Origin of the sequence: Leifsonella bigeumensis (assembly GCF_039537265.1) — a bacterium.
Classification (GTDB): Bacteria; Actinomycetota; Actinomycetes; order Actinomycetales; family Microbacteriaceae; genus Terrimesophilobacter; species Terrimesophilobacter bigeumensis.
The window spans coordinates 1,327,625-1,343,068 of sequence record NZ_BAABAE010000003.1; the positions used below are offsets into that span (position 1 = coordinate 1,327,625).

15 protein-coding genes are annotated in these 15,444 nt (G+C 68.6%); 5 read left to right on the forward strand and 10 right to left on the reverse strand.

The annotated features are described in order from the left end of the window. Positions 1-47 precede the first annotated feature (47 nt). Positions 48-1,244 carry a DUF2510 domain-containing protein gene (locus ABD678_RS11595; protein WP_344756787.1) on the forward strand — a complete coding sequence of 399 codons (1,197 nt, stop codon included), beginning with the start codon at positions 48-50 and terminating at the stop codon, positions 1,242-1,244. A 457-nt stretch (positions 1,245-1,701) separates the two neighbouring features. Here the strand turns inward: ABD678_RS11595 and ABD678_RS11600 are convergent, their stop codons facing one another. Continuing rightward, positions 1,702-2,058 carry a DUF488 domain-containing protein gene (locus ABD678_RS11600; RefSeq protein ID WP_344756789.1) on the reverse strand — a complete coding sequence of 119 codons (357 nt, stop codon included), beginning with the start codon at positions 2,056-2,058 and terminating at the stop codon, positions 1,702-1,704. Positions 2,059-2,103: 45 nt separating this feature from the next. Here ABD678_RS11600 and ABD678_RS11605 point away from each other — a divergent pair, with 45 nt between their 5' ends. Further along, positions 2,104-2,439 carry a cupin domain-containing protein gene (locus ABD678_RS11605; protein WP_344756791.1) on the forward strand — a complete coding sequence of 112 codons (336 nt, stop codon included), beginning with the start codon at positions 2,104-2,106 and terminating at the stop codon, positions 2,437-2,439. Positions 2,440-2,466: 27 nt separating this feature from the next. On the opposite strand, the gene ABD678_RS11610 is transcribed toward ABD678_RS11605, so the two are convergent. Then, on the reverse strand, positions 2,467-4,647 hold the full coding sequence (locus ABD678_RS11610; RefSeq protein ID WP_344756793.1) for a DEAD/DEAH box helicase: 2,181 nt from the start codon (positions 4,645-4,647) through the stop codon (positions 2,467-2,469). Between the two features lie 290 nt (positions 4,648-4,937). On the opposite strand from ABD678_RS11610, the gene ABD678_RS11615 reads away from it, so the two are divergent. Next, complete coding sequence (locus tag ABD678_RS11615; RefSeq protein WP_344756795.1) at positions 4,938-5,927, forward strand: phosphodiesterase; 990 nt, start codon at positions 4,938-4,940, stop codon at positions 5,925-5,927. 28 nt (positions 5,928-5,955) lie between these two features. Here the strand turns inward: ABD678_RS11615 and ABD678_RS11620 are convergent, their stop codons facing one another. Then, positions 5,956-6,306, reverse strand: coding sequence for a DUF6804 family protein (locus ABD678_RS11620; RefSeq protein WP_344756797.1), 351 nt, complete (start codon positions 6,304-6,306; stop codon positions 5,956-5,958). Positions 6,307-6,359: 53 nt separating this feature from the next. Here ABD678_RS11620 and ABD678_RS11625 point away from each other — a divergent pair, with 53 nt between their 5' ends. Further along, positions 6,360-7,703: a M20/M25/M40 family metallo-hydrolase gene (locus ABD678_RS11625; protein ID WP_344756799.1), complete on the forward strand. Its 1,344-nt coding sequence runs from the start codon at positions 6,360-6,362 to the stop codon at positions 7,701-7,703. 6 nt (positions 7,704-7,709) lie between these two features. On the opposite strand, the gene ABD678_RS11630 is transcribed toward ABD678_RS11625, so the two are convergent. The 7 genes from ABD678_RS11630 to ABD678_RS11660 form a co-directional block, all read right to left on the reverse strand. Next, positions 7,710-8,285: a GDSL-type esterase/lipase family protein gene (locus ABD678_RS11630; RefSeq protein ID WP_344756801.1), complete on the reverse strand. Its 576-nt coding sequence runs from the start codon at positions 8,283-8,285 to the stop codon at positions 7,710-7,712. A gap of 110 nt (positions 8,286-8,395) precedes the next feature. Then, positions 8,396-9,256, reverse strand: a complete 861-nt coding sequence (locus tag ABD678_RS11635; RefSeq protein WP_344756803.1) for a glycerophosphodiester phosphodiesterase — start codon at positions 9,254-9,256, stop codon at positions 8,396-8,398. Between the two features lie 139 nt (positions 9,257-9,395). Then, positions 9,396-10,268, reverse strand: a complete 873-nt coding sequence (locus ABD678_RS11640; protein ID WP_344756805.1) for an aldehyde dehydrogenase family protein — start codon at positions 10,266-10,268, stop codon at positions 9,396-9,398. Continuing rightward, on the reverse strand, positions 10,265-11,830 hold the full coding sequence (locus tag ABD678_RS11645; protein WP_344756807.1) for an aldehyde dehydrogenase family protein: 1,566 nt from the start codon (positions 11,828-11,830) through the stop codon (positions 10,265-10,267). Before ABD678_RS11645 ends, ABD678_RS11640 begins: the two co-directional genes overlap by 4 nt. Positions 11,831-11,840: 10 nt before the next feature. Further along, positions 11,841-12,854 (reverse strand): deoxyribose-phosphate aldolase, encoded by a 1,014-nt coding sequence (gene deoC / locus ABD678_RS11650; protein WP_344756809.1) that lies wholly within the window; start codon positions 12,852-12,854, stop codon positions 11,841-11,843. 10 nt (positions 12,855-12,864) lie between these two features. Beyond that, the gene (locus tag ABD678_RS11655) at positions 12,865-13,806 is read right to left on the reverse strand and encodes a sugar-binding transcriptional regulator (RefSeq protein ID WP_344756811.1); all 942 of its coding nucleotides are present in this window, start codon (positions 13,804-13,806) and stop codon (positions 12,865-12,867) included. 144 nt (positions 13,807-13,950) lie between these two features. Next, positions 13,951-14,436, reverse strand: a complete 486-nt coding sequence (locus ABD678_RS11660; RefSeq protein ID WP_344756813.1) for an SRPBCC domain-containing protein — start codon at positions 14,434-14,436, stop codon at positions 13,951-13,953. A gap of 40 nt (positions 14,437-14,476) precedes the next feature. Here ABD678_RS11660 and ABD678_RS11665 point away from each other — a divergent pair, with 40 nt between their 5' ends. Further along, entirely contained in the window at positions 14,477-15,430 is a 954-nt protein-coding gene (locus ABD678_RS11665) for an ROK family protein (protein WP_344756815.1), read from the forward strand. The last annotated feature ends 14 nt before the right edge of the window (positions 15,431-15,444 follow it).

A 15,444-nucleotide genomic window follows, 5' to 3' on the forward strand; every position in this document is an offset into this window, starting at 1 on the left:
ATCGTGAGAATCCGGCTGAACCCGAATCAGTGGAGAGGACTACGCTCATGGCGCCAGACCAGGCCGCTCCTGTGCCTGCTGGTTGGTACCCCGACCCCTACTCGGCCTCCGAACTGCGCTGGTGGGACGGTCAGAACTGGACCGACTCCGTCCATCCGCCGGTGACCCCGCCTGCCGCGACTCCTGCCGCCGCTCCCGAGCCGGTCGTTTCAGCACCGACCTCACCTGAGCCCGCCACCCCTGAACCCGTCACCTCCGCACCCGTCACCCCGGAACCGGTCACCTCCGCACCCGTCACCCCGGAACCCGTCACCCCAGTGCCAGCCGCCCCCGTGCCTGCCGCTGCCGAACCGGCACCACTCATCGAGCCCGCTCCCACCGAGGTGCTGCCCTCGCGCCGGGAGCTTCGTGCCAGAACAGCCGCCACGGCGGACGCTCACAGCGGCCCCGCCGCAGCTCCGACGGCCGACGCTGCCGATGCAGCGGCCTCACAGCCCCCCGCGACAGTGCCGGCGTCTGCTCCGGCGCCTTCCCCCGCGCCCGACTCCGCAGAGCCGTCGTCGTCCAACTGGCTCCCAGGCGGTGCCGCGCTCGGAACCGGTGCCGCTGTCAGCGCAGCCCCGACCTCCGGCTCAGCGGGCCAGGGCCTTCCCGCACCTGCCTCGTCCTCGCTGCTCGCCACCCCGGCCGCCTCTCCGGTCACCGAGCCTGCGGCATCCGGCTCCGGGGAGACCGGAACGGCGCCGGCTCCGAACGCCTGGGCCCGGGAACCCGTGAACGCCGCGATCGCGACGGACGACCTCTACAGCAATGCCGCGACCCGCAAGGCGACGATCTCCGGATGGTTCATCGCGTTCATGCCGCTCTTCACGGGCATCCTCTCGATCGCCGCGGTCAAGGGCGCCGAGAACTATCCGCGCTACATCCCGGCCACCTTCGAATGGTGGATGCTCGCGGGCGGTGTCGTGGTCGTGCTCTACCTCGTCACGATCCTGCTCGCGGTCGCCGACCGCAGCAAGCTCGACTGGGCGGGCTACACCCGGCCTGCGCACTGGGCCTGGGCGGTTCTCACCGCACCGGTGTATCTCCTCGTCCGCACGATCGCGGTCAAGCGGGAGACGGGGCGCAACTCCGCGCTGCTCTGGGTCTGGCTCGTACTGGCCGCTGCGCTCGTGGGCGCGTGGTTCGCCGCGAACTACTTCGTACCCGAGCTGCTCGCGCCCTACACGCTGCCGTTCGTCTGATCGCCTCCGGCACTCCATGCCAGCCAGGTGCCGGGCCGCTCCGGGCGAAACACCCCCTTAAACGGTGAGGAGGCGGTGGATTTGTGGGCTAGCCTGGCTGCGAATCTACCCCCGTAACTTCGCTGCCGGCCTCAGCCTGCCACCGCCTCCGGGTGTCCCCCGTCTTGCGTGTTACCACTGTAACCGCAGGTCAAGGGGGACTTCTGCCCCCAGATGGGGTCGCCCCCGCGCGAGTGTCAGCACAAAGGGGGACATCGGGGTACAGGGTCCTCCACGGCTGGACTCGTCGGCACACCGCGAAGTTCGAGAGTCGGGTTAAAAGGCGAAAGCCCCCGGCAGCTACAAGTAGCTTCTGGAGGCTTTCTATTACCTTGGAGTTTGACCTCCTCGGTTCAATAACTATGACGCACCCTGCTACCCGATTCAACCCCTAAAGTCTCGCTAGATAGTTGAAGGTTTAGCCCGGATCTTCTCGCAGGACGTAGTCGCGCAGCACGACAGCCTGGTTCTCGCTCTCGTCGTGCGCGCTGTACAACAGGGTGACCACGTCGTGCCCGGCCATGAGCGTCCTCAACTCCTCCACCGCCGGGTTTCCGTCCAGTTCGGCACGATATCGCCTCTGGAACTCCCCCCATTTCGGGTCCTCGTGATGGAACCACTGGCGCAGTTCCGTCGTCGGCGCGATCTCCTTGAGCCAGACGTCGAGTTTCGCCCGCTCCTTGCTCACCCCCCGCGGCCAGATCCGGTCGACGAGGATGCGGTAGCCGTCGCTGTTGTCCGGGTCCTCATAGATTCGCTTGATTCTCACGGTCATACTTCCACCATCCCACTCGCGAGCATCCGAGGCTAGCGTGAAGGTATGACCGACACCGTCTCAGACTCCGCCATCACCGCCATCGACGACCTCCTGGTCGGTTCGCCGGTGCCGCAGGAGGGGCTCGGTCACCAGACCGTGCTCAGGCATCCGGATGTGCGGGTCGTCGTCCTCGCGTTCGCCGCCGGCCACGTGCTCAAGGAGCATGCCGCTCCGTTCCCACTGCTCATGCAGGCGCTCGACGGCGAACTGCTCGTGCGCGCCGACGGGCGGGAGACCCGGCTCGTACCGGGCGGGCTGCTCCGCCTGGATCCATCGTTGCGACACGAGGTCGAGGCGGTACAGGGCTCCCGGCTCATGCTGACGCTGCTGACCAGGTAGATCCCGTCGATGCAACCGCCGGCCGCCTCAGGGAACGGTCGAGACTGCGGCAGCGACCAGCGCATCGCGCAGGAGCGAGGCAAGGGCCTCGAGCTGCACGTTCGACTCGGCGACGACCTCGTCGTCCGAGCCGTCGAGCGCGCGGGCGGCAAGGCCGGCCTTGCTGTCGATGAGCTCGGCGATCTTCGCATCGATCGTGTGCGCCGCGATGATGCGCCAGGCCGTCACGGGCTCCGCCTGGCCGATGCGATGGACCCGGTCGATGGCCTGCGTCTGCTCCGCGCTCGTCCAGGAGAGCTCCGCGAGCACGACGTTCGAGGATGCCTGCAGGTTGATCCCGACACCGGCCGCCGTGAGCGAGGCGACCGCGACCGAGACCTCCGGGTCGTTGGTGAAGGCGTCGATCTGCTTCTGCCGGAACGCGCTCGTCTGGTCACCGCGAATCGAGATCGACTGCAGCCCGGATCTCGCGAAATGCTCCTCCGCAGCATCCATGACGTCGATGTGCTTGGCGAAGAACACGACCTTGCCCACCGAGCGGGCCAGCTGCACGGTGTAGTCGGCCGCGAGCACAGCCTTCGCCTGACCGATCCGGCGCACCATGGTGAAGACGTTCTCGCCGGTCTTCGCCGCCTTCGATTCCTCGAGCTCGGCGTGCGCGACGACACGGATGAGGTCCTCGACCTCGCCCTCCGGCTTCGCGGCGAGAACCCGGCGGTACTTCTCCAGCAGCCTGGCGGTGAGCGCCGCCTCGGCCTGGCGGATACCGCGGCCCAGTTCGTCGTCGAGCTCGACCGGCAGGTCGGCGATGCGGCGCGCAGGGATGTCGGAGGCGACATCGATCTTCTTTCGGCGCACGATGCCCATGTCGATGACGGCCTTGCGCGCCCCGGCGAAGAACCCGAGGTCGGCGGGCGTGAGGCCGGTCTCCTCGAGCTTCTTCATGAGCGGCGGCAGCGGCTTCTTGTCGTCGATCCAGCCGAGGAACTGCCAGATCGCCCGGAAGTCCTCGATGTCGTTGATGAGCGGCGTGCCGGTGAGCGCCATCATGAGCGCGTTCGGCTGGGCCGCACGGATGAGCCTGCTGAGCGCGAGCACGTGCTTCGAGCGCTGCGAGCCCAGGTTCTTGATGAAGTGCGCCTCGTCGACGACCATCCCCTTGAAGCCGAAGCGGCCGAGCCAGCCGACGTGGCGGTCGAGCACCTCGTAGTTGACGATCACGACGTCGCTGAACGCGTCCACATCCTTGCCGTCGCCGTGCACGACGGTCGCGGTGCGCTGCGGAGTCCACAGTTCCACCTCGCGCGCCCAGTTCGTCTTGACGACGTTCGGCACGACGACGAGCAGCGGGTACGCGTGCGAGACGGATGCGGCCAGCAGGGCCTCCGCGGTCTTCCCGAGACCGGGCTCATCCGCGAGCAGGAAAGTACGATGTCCCTTCCGCACCTCGGCGAGGAAGCGCGCCTGGTGACGCATGAGGTCGGGGCTGCCCGGGACGATCAGCGAGGCCGCCTCCGGAAGGTCCATGGTCGCGGCGCCGCCACCGGCCCCGTACTCGAAGGCGCGGAACAGCGGCTCGAGCAACTCCCAGTTGCCAAGGCGGCTGGCCGGCTGGACGCTCTTGGTCTGGATGGCGGAGAGGTCGGGCGCCAGGAACGGGTTGGCCATCTGCGCCTGCCGGACCGACTGCGGCACGACCTGCTTCTCGGCCGCCGGCGCAACCGGTTCCGGCTCCTTGACGATGATGAGCTCGTCGGGCGAGAGCTCGGCGCCCGAGGCGATGAGCATGTCGCGCCGGAGCTTCTGGGCGGCATCCGAGACCTTCGCGTCTTCGGCGAGAAGCTGGATGAGCGTTGTGTCGCGCGCGGCCGTCTTGGCGAGGATCGTGGCGACGCCGTCGAGCCTCTTGAGCAACTCGATGCGCTCGGCATCCGTCATCGTGGTATCCGCCTTCGCACGAGCGCGTTCGTCGCGCATGACGAGCGCGATCACCTGGAACTTGGTGCGGTTCGCCGGGGACACCTTGCCACGCTCGGCGGCGTTCTCCACCTCGCGCACGGCGCGGGCGAGCACGGGGATGATTCCGACGTCGTCGCCGGGGCGCGAACGCCTGTTCGTGGTCTTCTTCTGGACGACCTTGCCGGTCGTCGCCTTGCCGCCGCCGGACTTGCGTCCTGTCGACGTCGTCTTCTGGCCCGATCGAGCCATGATCCTCCTTGGGGGGCTTTCGCCTCCGAAACCCCGCACGACAGCCGTGCGTTGACCGCTTCGCGCTCTTTCAACTCTGACGGCTGGCCAGTGGATCCTGGTTGCCGGGACGCGAGCTGCGAGGATCCGAACCCGAGCAACTCGCCAACGGCAAGGTCAGGTCGCGATTGGGTCCTCGCGATGCGGTACCAGTTTAGGGCATACTGGGCGGAATCGCGACAACCCGACGCGATGTCCGACTCGCCGTCACGCTACCCCCGTGGCGAGCCGAAAGGCGATTTGCTTAGCCCATGCCTCTCAGGACGGCCCAATCCCGGACGGCCCAGTTCCGGACTGCAGAATACCCGCGGCCGAATCATACGATCCTGCACCTGAGTGACACGCGCCTGCTCGCAGGTCCCGCGTCCGGCCGACTCCTGTTCGACCGTGTCGACCCCGAGGCCAGGTTGCGCCGGCTGATCGAACGGCTCGAAGCGTCCGGCACACGACCGGAGGCCATCGTGTTCACGGGCGACCTCTCCGAACTCGGCGAACCGGACGCCTACGCGACCCTCCGCTCGATCGTCGACCCCGTGGCCGAGCGGCTCGGGGCGGTACCGATCTGGGTCCCGGGTGAACGCGACTCGCGAGAGGCGTTCCGCACGGGGCTTCTCGGCCAGCTGCCTTCCGATGCACCCATCCATCGCGTGGTCTTCCTCGACGGGTTGCGCGTCATCACCCTCGACACGAGCGTTCCCGGCTCGCACCACGGCGAACTCGATCCGGGCCAGCTGGACTGGCTGTCCGCCGAGCTCGCCACGCCCGCGCCGTATGGAACGATCCTCGCGATGCACCATCCACCCGTTCCCTCGCTCGTCGACCTCGACGTGGCCGTCGAGCTCCGCGACCAGTCGGCGCTCGCCCGCGTCCTCGGCGGGTCGGATGTCCGCGGCATCATCGCCGGGCACGTCCACTTCTCGACGACGGCGACATTCGCGGGGATTCCGGTCTCGGTCGCCTCGGCGACCTGCTACGGGCAGGACCTCACGGCACCCCTCGGGTCGCAGCGGGCGCGGGATGGCGGACAGTCCTACAACCTCGTCTCGGTCTTCGACGAGACCGTCATGCACACCGTGGTCCCGGTCATCGACGATCCCATCGTGTCGTGGATCTCGGCGGACGAGTCGGCACGCCTGCTCGAACTCGAGGAGGTCGTGATCGAGGAGTCCGCGGTCGCCATGGCTCGCAGGGAGGAGAGCCGGCAACAGCAGCCGCTCGTCTGGGATGTCGCAGGCCCCTGACTCCCTGACCCCCTGACCCCCGGACGCCTTAACGCCGGTTGCGGTCCTCGGGGTTCCTGACCTTGATCCGGATGCCGGCGGCCACGAATACGAGCGCGGCGACGAACTGCGCCGCAGCCCAGCCCTGGCCGTGGAAGGCCGTCGGCCAGACCGGGTTCCAGACGATGACGATGGGTGCGAGTGCGATGAGCCACCACCACTGCTTCGCCTGCCAGGCGAAGACGCACACGATGAGGGCAAGCACCGCGACGACCGTGCGAATCCAGAAGTAGGCGCTGTCGTTGTCGAGCAGGGCGAGGCCGGCCAGCAGCACGATCGCGCCGATCAGGCCGGGGGCGAGCGCGGGGCGGGTGAACGCCGGTGTCGGGTAGGAAGTCATCGAATCCAAGGCTATCCTGCGACGCCGCACCGTCCGGCCGCTAGGGTCAAGATGTGCAACCCGACATCGACGAGGCGCGAGCGATCGCGAACCTGCAGGCGCTCATCCGGATCCCGACGATCTCCCGGCTCGACGAGAGCGAGACCGACTGGACGCACTTCGTCGCCTTCCGCACGGAGCTCGCGAAGCGCTATCCGGCGACCCACGCGGCGCTCGACCTCGAGATCGTCGACGGGCATTCGATGCTCTTCCGGTGGAAGGGCACCGGCAGCGATGAGCCGACCGTGCTCATGGCGCACTACGACGTCGTCGCGGCGACCGCTGAGGGGTGGAGGCATCCGCCCTTCTCCGCCGAGCTCGTGGGCTCGGGCGAGGAGCAGCACATCTGGGGGCGTGGAACGCTCGACGACAAGGGGTCGCTCGTGAGCATCCTCGAAGCCGTCGAGACGCATGCGGCGGCCGGGTTCCGGCCCGCCGACGACATCTACCTGAGCTTCGGGCACAACGAGGAGACGGCCGGCTCGGGCGCCAGGGTCATCGTCGACCTGCTCGAGAGCAGGGGCATCCGGCCCGGGCTCGTGCTCGACGAGGGGGGCGCGGTCGTCGAGGGCATCTTCCCCGGTGTGACCAAGCCGACCGCGGTCGTCGGGGTGAGCGAGAAGGGCATCCTGAGCCTCAGACTCACGGTCGAGCAGCAGGGCGGTCACGCCTCCACTCCCCCGAAGCTCACCGCGACGGTGCGCCTCGCTCGCGCGCTCGTGCGGCTCAACCGGCGCCCGTTCCGCAAGAGCTTCGTGCCCACCAACCTGGAGATGATCCGCACGCTGGGCGCGCACGCGACGCAACCGCTCAAGTGGGTGTTCACGAACCTGTGGCTCACAAGGCTTCCGCTGCTCGGCCTGTTCGCGCGTCTCGGTGATGAGACCAACGCGATCGTGCGCACCACGCAGGCGGTGACCCAGCTGAGCGGGGCGCAGGCAGCCAACGCACTGGCCGAGCGCGCGGAGGCCATCGTCAACATCCGGGTCGCGATCGATTCGAGCGTCGCCGAAGCGATCGAGCACGTGCGCAGGGCGATCGGGGACGAGCAGGTCGCGATCGAGGCGCTCCACCCCCACGAGCCCTCCCCCGTCTCACCGACGAGCGGCGCCGCCTGGGAACTCGTGAAGGGCACGATCGAGCAGTCCTTCCCCGGCACGATCGTGACCCCCTACGTCATGCTCGGTGCGAGCGACGGCCGCCACTTCACCCGGATCAGCGACCACGTCTACCGGTTCAGCCCCTTCGAGATGTCCGCCGAGGAGCGCGGGACGCTGCACGCGAAGAACGAGCGGATGCGCGTCGCGACCTTCCTGCGCGGTGTCGGCTTCTACACGAGGCTCGTCGCCGCACTGTGACCCGACTCAGCCGATGATCTGGATGGGCCTGCTCATCGGCGGTTCGTCCCGCAAGCGTTCGAGGGCCGGACGCAGCTCCACGAGCCACGCTTCGTAACCCTCCGGGGTGAGGTGCAGCCGGTCGCCCGAGAACTCCGGGCGGATCCCCCCGTCGTCACCGGCCAATGCCGGCCACACGTCGAGGTACTGCGCGTGCACCGTCGGCGCGAACTGCCACAGGTGGATGTTCGCCTCCTGCACCTGCTCGGCGAACTCGGCGCCGCGCGGCATGATCGACTGGAGCAGCATCCGCGTGCCAGGCAGGGTGCGCCGCAACTCGACGAGCAGCAATTGGATGTTGCGCACCACGTGTTCGACCGACAGCCGGTGGCCGAGGTCGTTGGTGCCGACGAGGAGCGAGATGTCGTCGGGGGCCGCCGCGATCACGTCGTCGATGCGCTCGAGGACATCGTCGGTCTTGTTGCCGGAGACGCCCAGGTTGACGGTGTCGGCATCCGGGAACCAGCCCGCCCAGTCCCCCGAGGCCGTGATGCTGTCACCCAGGAAGACGATCCTCCTGGGCCGGTCCATGTCCTCGTCCATGAGCGCTCCCGTTCTCGGCGGGTGAACCGCCGGGCATGTCCATCCTGCGCGTTCCCGCTGGGAATCGCCACAATCACCGGGCGCCGGCCATCGGGTCGCCCACGCCGGCCCTACCCGGTGACCTTCGCGGACATCCAGGTGCCGAGCCGGTCCGGGCGGTCGGTGATGATGCCGTCGACCCCCAGATCGAGCGCCGATGACCACCTCTCCTTCGTGTTGAGGGTGTAGAGGATGATGCCGAGCCCGGCCCGGTGGATCCGGTCGACCACCCATCGGTCGGCCTCGACGGCGGCCTGGCTCGTGATGATCGCGATCGCCCCGTAGAGCCGGGCGAGGCGCACCGGGTCGCTGGGGAGCTTCGCGGTGATGATCGCGCGCGGGATCGTGCCATCGACCTCCTCGACGTGCTGAAGGGTCACCGGGTCGAAGCTCGACAGGATCACGAGGCGAGCGACGGCGTACTGCCGGATGAGGTCGACGACGATGCGCACCTCGTCGGTCGTCCAGAAGCCCTTGAACTCGAGGAGGGCCTTCTTGCCCGCGCCCGCCGCCTCGCTCGCCTGCAGCGCTGAGAGGAGCGATTCGAGGGTGGGCACCCTCGTGCCGGCGAACTCGGGTGAGAACCACGCCCCGGCATCCAGCGCCTGAAGCTGGGCGAGCGTCAGGTCGCCGACGCGTCCCTCACCGTTCGTCGTGCGGTCGACCCAGGTGTCGTGCATGAGCACGGGAACCCGGTCCTTCGTCAGCTGGATATCCGTCTCGACGAAGCCCATCGGCCCGTCGAGGGCCGCCTGAAGCGCCGGCATGGTGTTCTCCGGCGCGATCGTGCGGTCACCGCGATGGCCCGCGATGAACGCCGCCTCCCCCGGGGACCGCAGCCCGCCGAACCACCCGCTCGCCTCGACTTTCGAGGCATCGGGGTTGAGGACGATGGCGAGCACGAATCCGAGGACGAGGACGCTCACGATCATGCCGCGCCGGGTAGTGAGCGCTCTCGGGTGGTGCGCAGTCGCCATTGACACGCCATTCGGTAGTTCGGTCCGGGTCCGCCGTTGGCGGGTGTAGCCACTATACCCGTTTCGTTACCGTTTCGTTACCAAATGGGCAGCGTCAGATGATCCCCTTCGGATGCCAGACCGTCTTCGTCTCGGTGAAGAACTGGATGCGCTCGACGGAGGGCGCCGGCACACCGGGCTCCGGCGGCAGTACGCGCTTGAGCGTGTCGGCCGCCGCGACCTGCAGGTCCACCCAGTCGAGGTCGGATGCACCGGCGAGGTCGAGCGCGTTGACATCCGCGTGGCTGGCGAGCCAGGGCGCGATCTCGGCCGGCGAGCCGGTCAGGATGTTGACGACACCGCCCGGGACGTCACTCGTCGCGAGAACCTCGGCGAGGCTGATCGCCGGCAGCGGAGCCGCTTCGCTCGCGATCACGACGACCGTGTTCCCGCTCACGAGCGCAGGCGCGACGACCGAGACGAGGCCCAGGAGGCCCCCGTCGCCGGATGCGGAGCCCTGCGGCGCGACGATCGCGACGACACCGGTCGGTTCCGGAGTCGAGATGTTGAAGTACGGACCGCTCACGGCGTTCCCGTTGCCGGTCACCTGAAGATATTTGTCGGCCCAGCCCGCGTACCAGACCCAGACATCGATCGCGGTGTCCACCTCGCGGTTCGCCTGGGCCTCGGTGAGGCCACTCCCCCGGCGCAGTTCGTCGACGAACTGCGCTCGGCGGCCCTCGAGCAGTTCGGCGATGCGGTAGAGCACCTGCCCACGGTTGTAGGCGGTCGCACCGGACCAGCCGGAGACCGCAGCACGGGCCGCCACGACGGCGTCACGAGCATCCTTGCGGCTCGCCCGAGCGGCATTCGCCAGGAAGTCGCCCTTGCGCGTCACGACCTCGTAGGTGCGCCCGGACTCGCTGCGCGGGAATGCCCCGCCGATGTAGAGCTTGTAGGTCTTCGGTACGGCGAGCCGGGCGGTCATCTGGTGGATCCCTTCTTCGGCGCGCGGGCGGTCTCGGCACGCTCGACCCGAGAAGCGGCAGGCTCGACCCGAGAAGTACGAGGCTCGACCCGAGAAGCCGGTAGCTGCCGCGAAGCCGGCGCATGCCAGCCGGACTGCAGGTAGGCTCCGAGTCCGTGGCGGCCGCCCTCACGCCCGTAGCCGGACTCCTTGTAGCCGCCGAACGGGCTCGCCGGGTCGAACCGGTTGAAGGTGTTCGCCCAGACGACACCGGCCTTGAGCTTGTCGGCGACCCCGAGGATGCGACTGCCCTTGTCGCTCCAGATTCCCGCCGAGAGACCATATGGCGTGTTGTTCGCCTTCGCGATCGCCTCGGCCGGAGTCCGGAAGGTGAGCACCGAGAGCACCGGTCCGAAGATCTCCTCGCGCGCGATGCGGTGGCTCGTCTCGACGCCCGTGAAGATCGTCGGCGCGAACCAGAAGCCCTTGTCGGGGATGACGCAGTCCGCGGTCCAGCGGTCGGCCCCCTCCTCCTCGCCGATGTCGGAGAGGGTGCGGATGCGCTCGAGCTGCGCCTTCGAGTTGATCGCCCCGATGTCGGTGTTCTTGTCGAGCGGGTCGCCGAGCCGAAGCGTCGAAAGGCGCTGTTTGAGCCGGTCGATGACCTCGTCGTGGACGTTCTCCTGCACGAGCAGGCGGCTGCCGGCGCAGCAGACATGTCCCTGGTTGAAGAAGATCCCGTTGACGATGCCCTCGATCGCCTGATCCATGGGGGCGTCGTCGAACACGATGTTCGCGGCTTTTCCGCCGAGTTCGAGCGTGAGCTTCTTGGCCGTCCCCGCCGTCGACTTCGCGATCGCCCGCCCGACGGCGGTCGAACCGGTGAAGGCGACCTTGTCGACATCCGGGTGGTTGACGAGCGCCGAACCGGTGTCGCCTGCCCCCGTCACGATGTTGACGACGCCCGGCGGCAGGTCGGCCTGCTGCAGGATCTCGGCGAAGACGAGCGCAGACAGCGGTGTGGTCTCCGCGGGCTTCAGCACGACCGTGTTGCCGGCCGCGAGAGCCGGCGCGATCTTCCAGGCGAGCATGAGCAGCGGGAAGTTCCACGGGATCACCTGAGCGGCCACTCCGAGCGCGCGGGGAGCGGCCCCCAGGCCCGCGTGGTCGAGCTTGTCCGCCCATCCGGCGTAGTAGAAGAACCAGGCGGCGACGAGCGGGACGTCGACATCGCGGCTCTCCTTGATGGGCTTGCCGTTGTCGAGGCTCTCGGCCACGGCGAGTTCGCGAGTGCGCTCCTGCACGAGGCGGGCGATGCGGAACAGGTACTTGCCGCGGTCGCTGCCGCTCATCCGCGACCAGACCCTGTCGTAGGCGCGGCGAGCCGCGACGACCGCCGTGTCGACATCCGCGGCGTTCGCGTTCGCGATCTTCGCGATCGGGCTCTCGTCGGCCGGCGAGATCGTCGTGAACGGTGTGCCGTGCCCCTCGCGGAAGTCCCCGTCGATGAAGAGTCCGTAGCTCTTCTTGAGGTGCAGGATGCTCTTCGACTCGGGGGCCGGAGCGTATTCGAGGAAGCTCATATTGATACTCCTAGTCGATCGTGACGTAGTCGGGGCCGCTGTAGTGGCCGGTCGTGAGCTTCTGCCTCTGCAGCAGAACGTCGTTGAGCAGGCTCGATGCGCCGAAGCGGAACAGGTGCGGCTGGAGCCACTCCTCCCCGACGGTCTCGGCGACCGTCACGAGGTAGCGGATGGCGTCCTTCGACGAGCGGATGCCGCCGGCCGGCTTGACCCCGATCTTCTCTCCGGTCAGCCGGTGCCAGTCGTTCACGACCTGCAGCATGAGCAGGGTGACCGGGAGGGTTGCTGCCGGCTGCACCTTGCCGGTGGAGGTCTTGATGAAGTCGGCACCGGCGAGGATGGCGAGCCAGGATGCGCGCCGCACATTGTCGTAAGTGTTGAGTTCACCGGTCTCGAGGATCACCTTGAGGTGGGCGTAGCTCCCGTCGCGGCGGCGGCAGGCCTCCTTGACCGCGACGATCTGCTCGAACACGATGCCGTACCGACCGGAGAGGAATGCGCCGCGGTCGATGACCATGTCGATCTCGTCCGCACCGGCGTCCACGGCATCCTTCGTGTCGGCGAGCTTGACGGCGAGCGAGGCTCGGCCGCTCGGGAACGCCGTGGCGACCGCGGCGACGTTGATACCGGTGCGACCGCCGGCCGCATGTGCGCTGCCGAGCGCGGCGACGGCATCCGCGACCATGTCGCCGTAGACGCATACCGCTGCCACCCGAGGGGTCGTCGGGTCGGAGGGGTCGGGGTTCATGGCCTTCGCGACGAGGGACTGCACCTTGCCGGGGGTGTCGGCGCCCTCGAGCGTCGTGAGGTCGATGAGCCGGATGATCGTGTCGAGCGCCCAGGCCTTCGAACTCGTCTTGATGGAGCGCGTGGCGAGGCCGGCCGCGCGCGCCTCGAGTCCGACGGCGTCGACCCCGGACAGCCCGTCGAGGTGGAGCTTCAGGCTCTTCTCGGTCAGGTCCGCGCCGATGAGCTGCACGGCTCGCTCGGCCGGCGCGAGGGCGACTGGCTGTTCCAACGTCATGATTCCTCCGTCACGATTCTTCCAGGAGTACTGCAGCGGTGACCTCGTCGGTGACGACGACGTCGCACAGGCCGCTGGTGACGACCGCACGGGCGACCGGATGCTTCGCCTCCCCCGCCACGACCAGGATCGCGGTGGCCGAGCGGCGAAGCTCGTCGAGCCCCAGCCCCACGGTCCGCTCATCGAGACCGGGATCGACAGGGTTGCCGTTCGCGTCGATGTAGCGGCCGAGGACGTCGCCGACGGCGCCTTTGCGTACGAGCTCCGCGACATCCTCCTGGCGGAGATAACCGGTCTCCACGAGCACGGAGGACTCGTCGGCGACCCCGGCGCTGTACAGGTAGGCATCCGCCCTGGCCGCCCTGTCGAGCACGGCGGCGACGGTGCGGTCGCTCTCGATCGCGCGCTTGGTCTCGAGACGTTCGAGGATGGCCGGACTCGGCAGCAGGACCGCCTGGCCGCGGCCCTTGCGCGCGATCTCGACCGCGGTCGTCGAGGCGGTCCCCGCACGCTTGTTGAGGCTCACACCCCCGTTGATCTGTACGACGTTGACCCCGTTGGCCCAGCCGGTGGGAAGGTGATGCGCGACGTCGTCAAGGGTCCTGCCCCAGCTGATCCCGAGAGTACGGGGAACCGGGCGCAGGGCCGTCAGGTAGTCGGCGGCCGCCTGGGCGACGACGGATCGCAGGTCTTCCGCGAGCGGGACGACCACGGCATCCGTGAGCCCGAACCGCTCGCGCAGCTCGCGCTCGGCACCGAGCCTGCGAGCACGCGGATGCACGATCTCGATGCGGACGATGCCTTTCTCGCGCGCTCGGGTGAGGAGTCGGCCGACCTTCCAGCGCGTGACCCCGAGGATGGCGCCGATCTCGTCCTGCGTCTTGTTCTCGTCGTAGTAGAGCTCGGCGATGCGCACGGTGAGCATCTCCGGATCGGTGATGAGCGCGGACATGGGGCCTCCTCTCCCTTTCAGGCTAGGCGCGCACGAGGCCATTCTCAACATCTGTAGGGCTCTCTGCTCATATGAGCAGAATCCGGACGCACGGACGCGCGGATGAACAGATGCGCGGATGAACGGATCGATCCCCGTCTGGCTTCAGCGACCGCCGGCAGCAGCCAGGTAGCCGCGCCAGGCCTCGGCGCGGTCGCGGTCCCAGTTCGCCCAGTCGACCGGATGCCCGCGCAGCAGCCCGTCCAGCTGGTCGAGGTTGCTCAGCCAGTCGGCCTTCACACGCGGAACGAACGCCGCATCCACCGCGACCCGCACGGTCGTCAGGAGCCGCGTCGTCGTCCCGAACGGACCGCCGGGGAGCGCGGAGAGCCGGAAGGAGATCTCACCGCGATTGTCCGTCTCGATCTCGAGCAGCTCGGGCTCCTCGAGCGCGGTGATCATGCCCTGCGTCGGCGGGTAGCTCGAACTGGTGAGCCAGACGAGGTCGTAGCACCCGTCGAGCTGCGGCTCGACGTCGGCCTCCGCGAGCCATCCGAGGATGAGATCCGGCTCGATGAGCGCATCGAAGACGATCGACGGGGGGAATTCGAAGTCCCTCTCGAAGTCGAGTTCGAGCGCCGCGGGGGTCATGGTGCAACCCTACGCCGGGCCTCCCCCATAGGCTCTGTACATGCCGCACGATCTCGCACTCGCCATCGACCTCGGAGGCACGAAGGTCGAGGCGAGCCTCGTCGACCGCGAGGGGACCCTCCTCGACGGCAGTCGATCGCGCAAGTCCACCGGCGCCGCGAAGACCTCTGACGAGCTCGCGGCGAGTGTCCGCGCCGTGGTGACGAGCGCTCTCGCCGCACTGCCGGCGGAGGGCAGGGTCTCGGGCGTCGGCATCGGAGCGGCCGGCCCGATCCGGCAGGCCGAAGGGCTCGTCTCGCCGCTGAACCTTCCCGCCTGGCGAGACTATCCATTGCACGAGCTCGTCTCGGAGATCGTCCACGAGCACGCCGCAGACCTGGTCGCCGATGCCCCGGTCACGCTGCGCATGGATGGCCTGTGCATCACGCTCGCCGAACACTGGGTCGGCGCCGCGCAGGGCGTCGGCAACGTCCTCGGCATGGTCGTCTCCACCGGAATCGGCGGCGGTCTCATCCTCGGCGGGCACACCGTTCCGGGGCCGACCGGCAATGCCGGGCACATCGGCCACGTCGAGGTCGCAGGGTTCGACGACCCGTGCGCCTGCGGGGGACGCGGATGCCTGGAAGCCGTCGCATCCGGCCCGCGCAGCGTCGCCTGGGCGCGGGAGCAGGGCTGGACCGGCACGACCGGCGAGGAACTCGCCGAGAGCTATGCCGCCGGCGACGGTGTCGCCCGCGCAGCGATCATGCGTTCGGGGAGGGCGATCGGGCGCGCGATCGGCTCGGTGACCGCCCTCGTGGACCTCGAGCTCGTCGCCGTCGGGGGCGGGTTCTCGCGCGCGACGCCGGACCTCTTCGACCACATCCGGATCGGAATCGACGAGCACAGTGGTTTGGAGTTCACCCGCAAGGTGCGAGTCGTGCCCTCGCTGCTCTCCGACATCGGGCCGCTCGTGGGCGCCGCGGCGCTCGTGCACCGCGCCGACCTGCTCTGAATCGGCCTGCGCGG

Excerpts from the sequence above, each read along its gene's own strand:
- ABD678_RS11595 (WP_344756787.1), top strand. The coding sequence starts at position 48 with ATGGCGCCAGACCAGGCCGCTCCTGTGCCTGCTGGTTGGTACCCCGAC.
- ABD678_RS11600 (WP_344756789.1), bottom strand. The coding sequence starts at position 2,058 with ATGACCGTGAGAATCAAGCGAATCTATGAGGACCCGGACAACAGCGAC.
- ABD678_RS11605 (WP_344756791.1), top strand. The coding sequence starts at position 2,104 with ATGACCGACACCGTCTCAGACTCCGCCATCACCGCCATCGACGACCTC.
- ABD678_RS11610 (WP_344756793.1), bottom strand. The coding sequence starts at position 4,647 with ATGGCTCGATCGGGCCAGAAGACGACGTCGACAGGACGCAAGTCCGGC.
- ABD678_RS11615 (WP_344756795.1), top strand. The coding sequence starts at position 4,938 with ATGCCTCTCAGGACGGCCCAATCCCGGACGGCCCAGTTCCGGACTGCA.
- ABD678_RS11620 (WP_344756797.1), bottom strand. The coding sequence starts at position 6,306 with ATGACTTCCTACCCGACACCGGCGTTCACCCGCCCCGCGCTCGCCCCC.
- ABD678_RS11630 (WP_344756801.1), bottom strand. The coding sequence starts at position 8,285 with ATGGACGAGGACATGGACCGGCCCAGGAGGATCGTCTTCCTGGGTGAC.
- ABD678_RS11635 (WP_344756803.1), bottom strand. The coding sequence starts at position 9,256 with ATGATCGTGAGCGTCCTCGTCCTCGGATTCGTGCTCGCCATCGTCCTC.
- ABD678_RS11640 (WP_344756805.1), bottom strand. The coding sequence starts at position 10,268 with ATGACCGCCCGGCTCGCCGTACCGAAGACCTACAAGCTCTACATCGGC.
- ABD678_RS11645 (WP_344756807.1), bottom strand. The coding sequence starts at position 11,830 with ATGAGCTTCCTCGAATACGCTCCGGCCCCCGAGTCGAAGAGCATCCTG.
- deoC (WP_344756809.1), bottom strand. The coding sequence starts at position 12,854 with ATGACGTTGGAACAGCCAGTCGCCCTCGCGCCGGCCGAGCGAGCCGTG.
- ABD678_RS11655 (WP_344756811.1), bottom strand. The coding sequence starts at position 13,806 with ATGTCCGCGCTCATCACCGATCCGGAGATGCTCACCGTGCGCATCGCC.
- ABD678_RS11660 (WP_344756813.1), bottom strand. The coding sequence starts at position 14,436 with ATGACCCCCGCGGCGCTCGAACTCGACTTCGAGAGGGACTTCGAATTC.
- ABD678_RS11665 (WP_344756815.1), top strand. The coding sequence starts at position 14,477 with ATGCCGCACGATCTCGCACTCGCCATCGACCTCGGAGGCACGAAGGTC.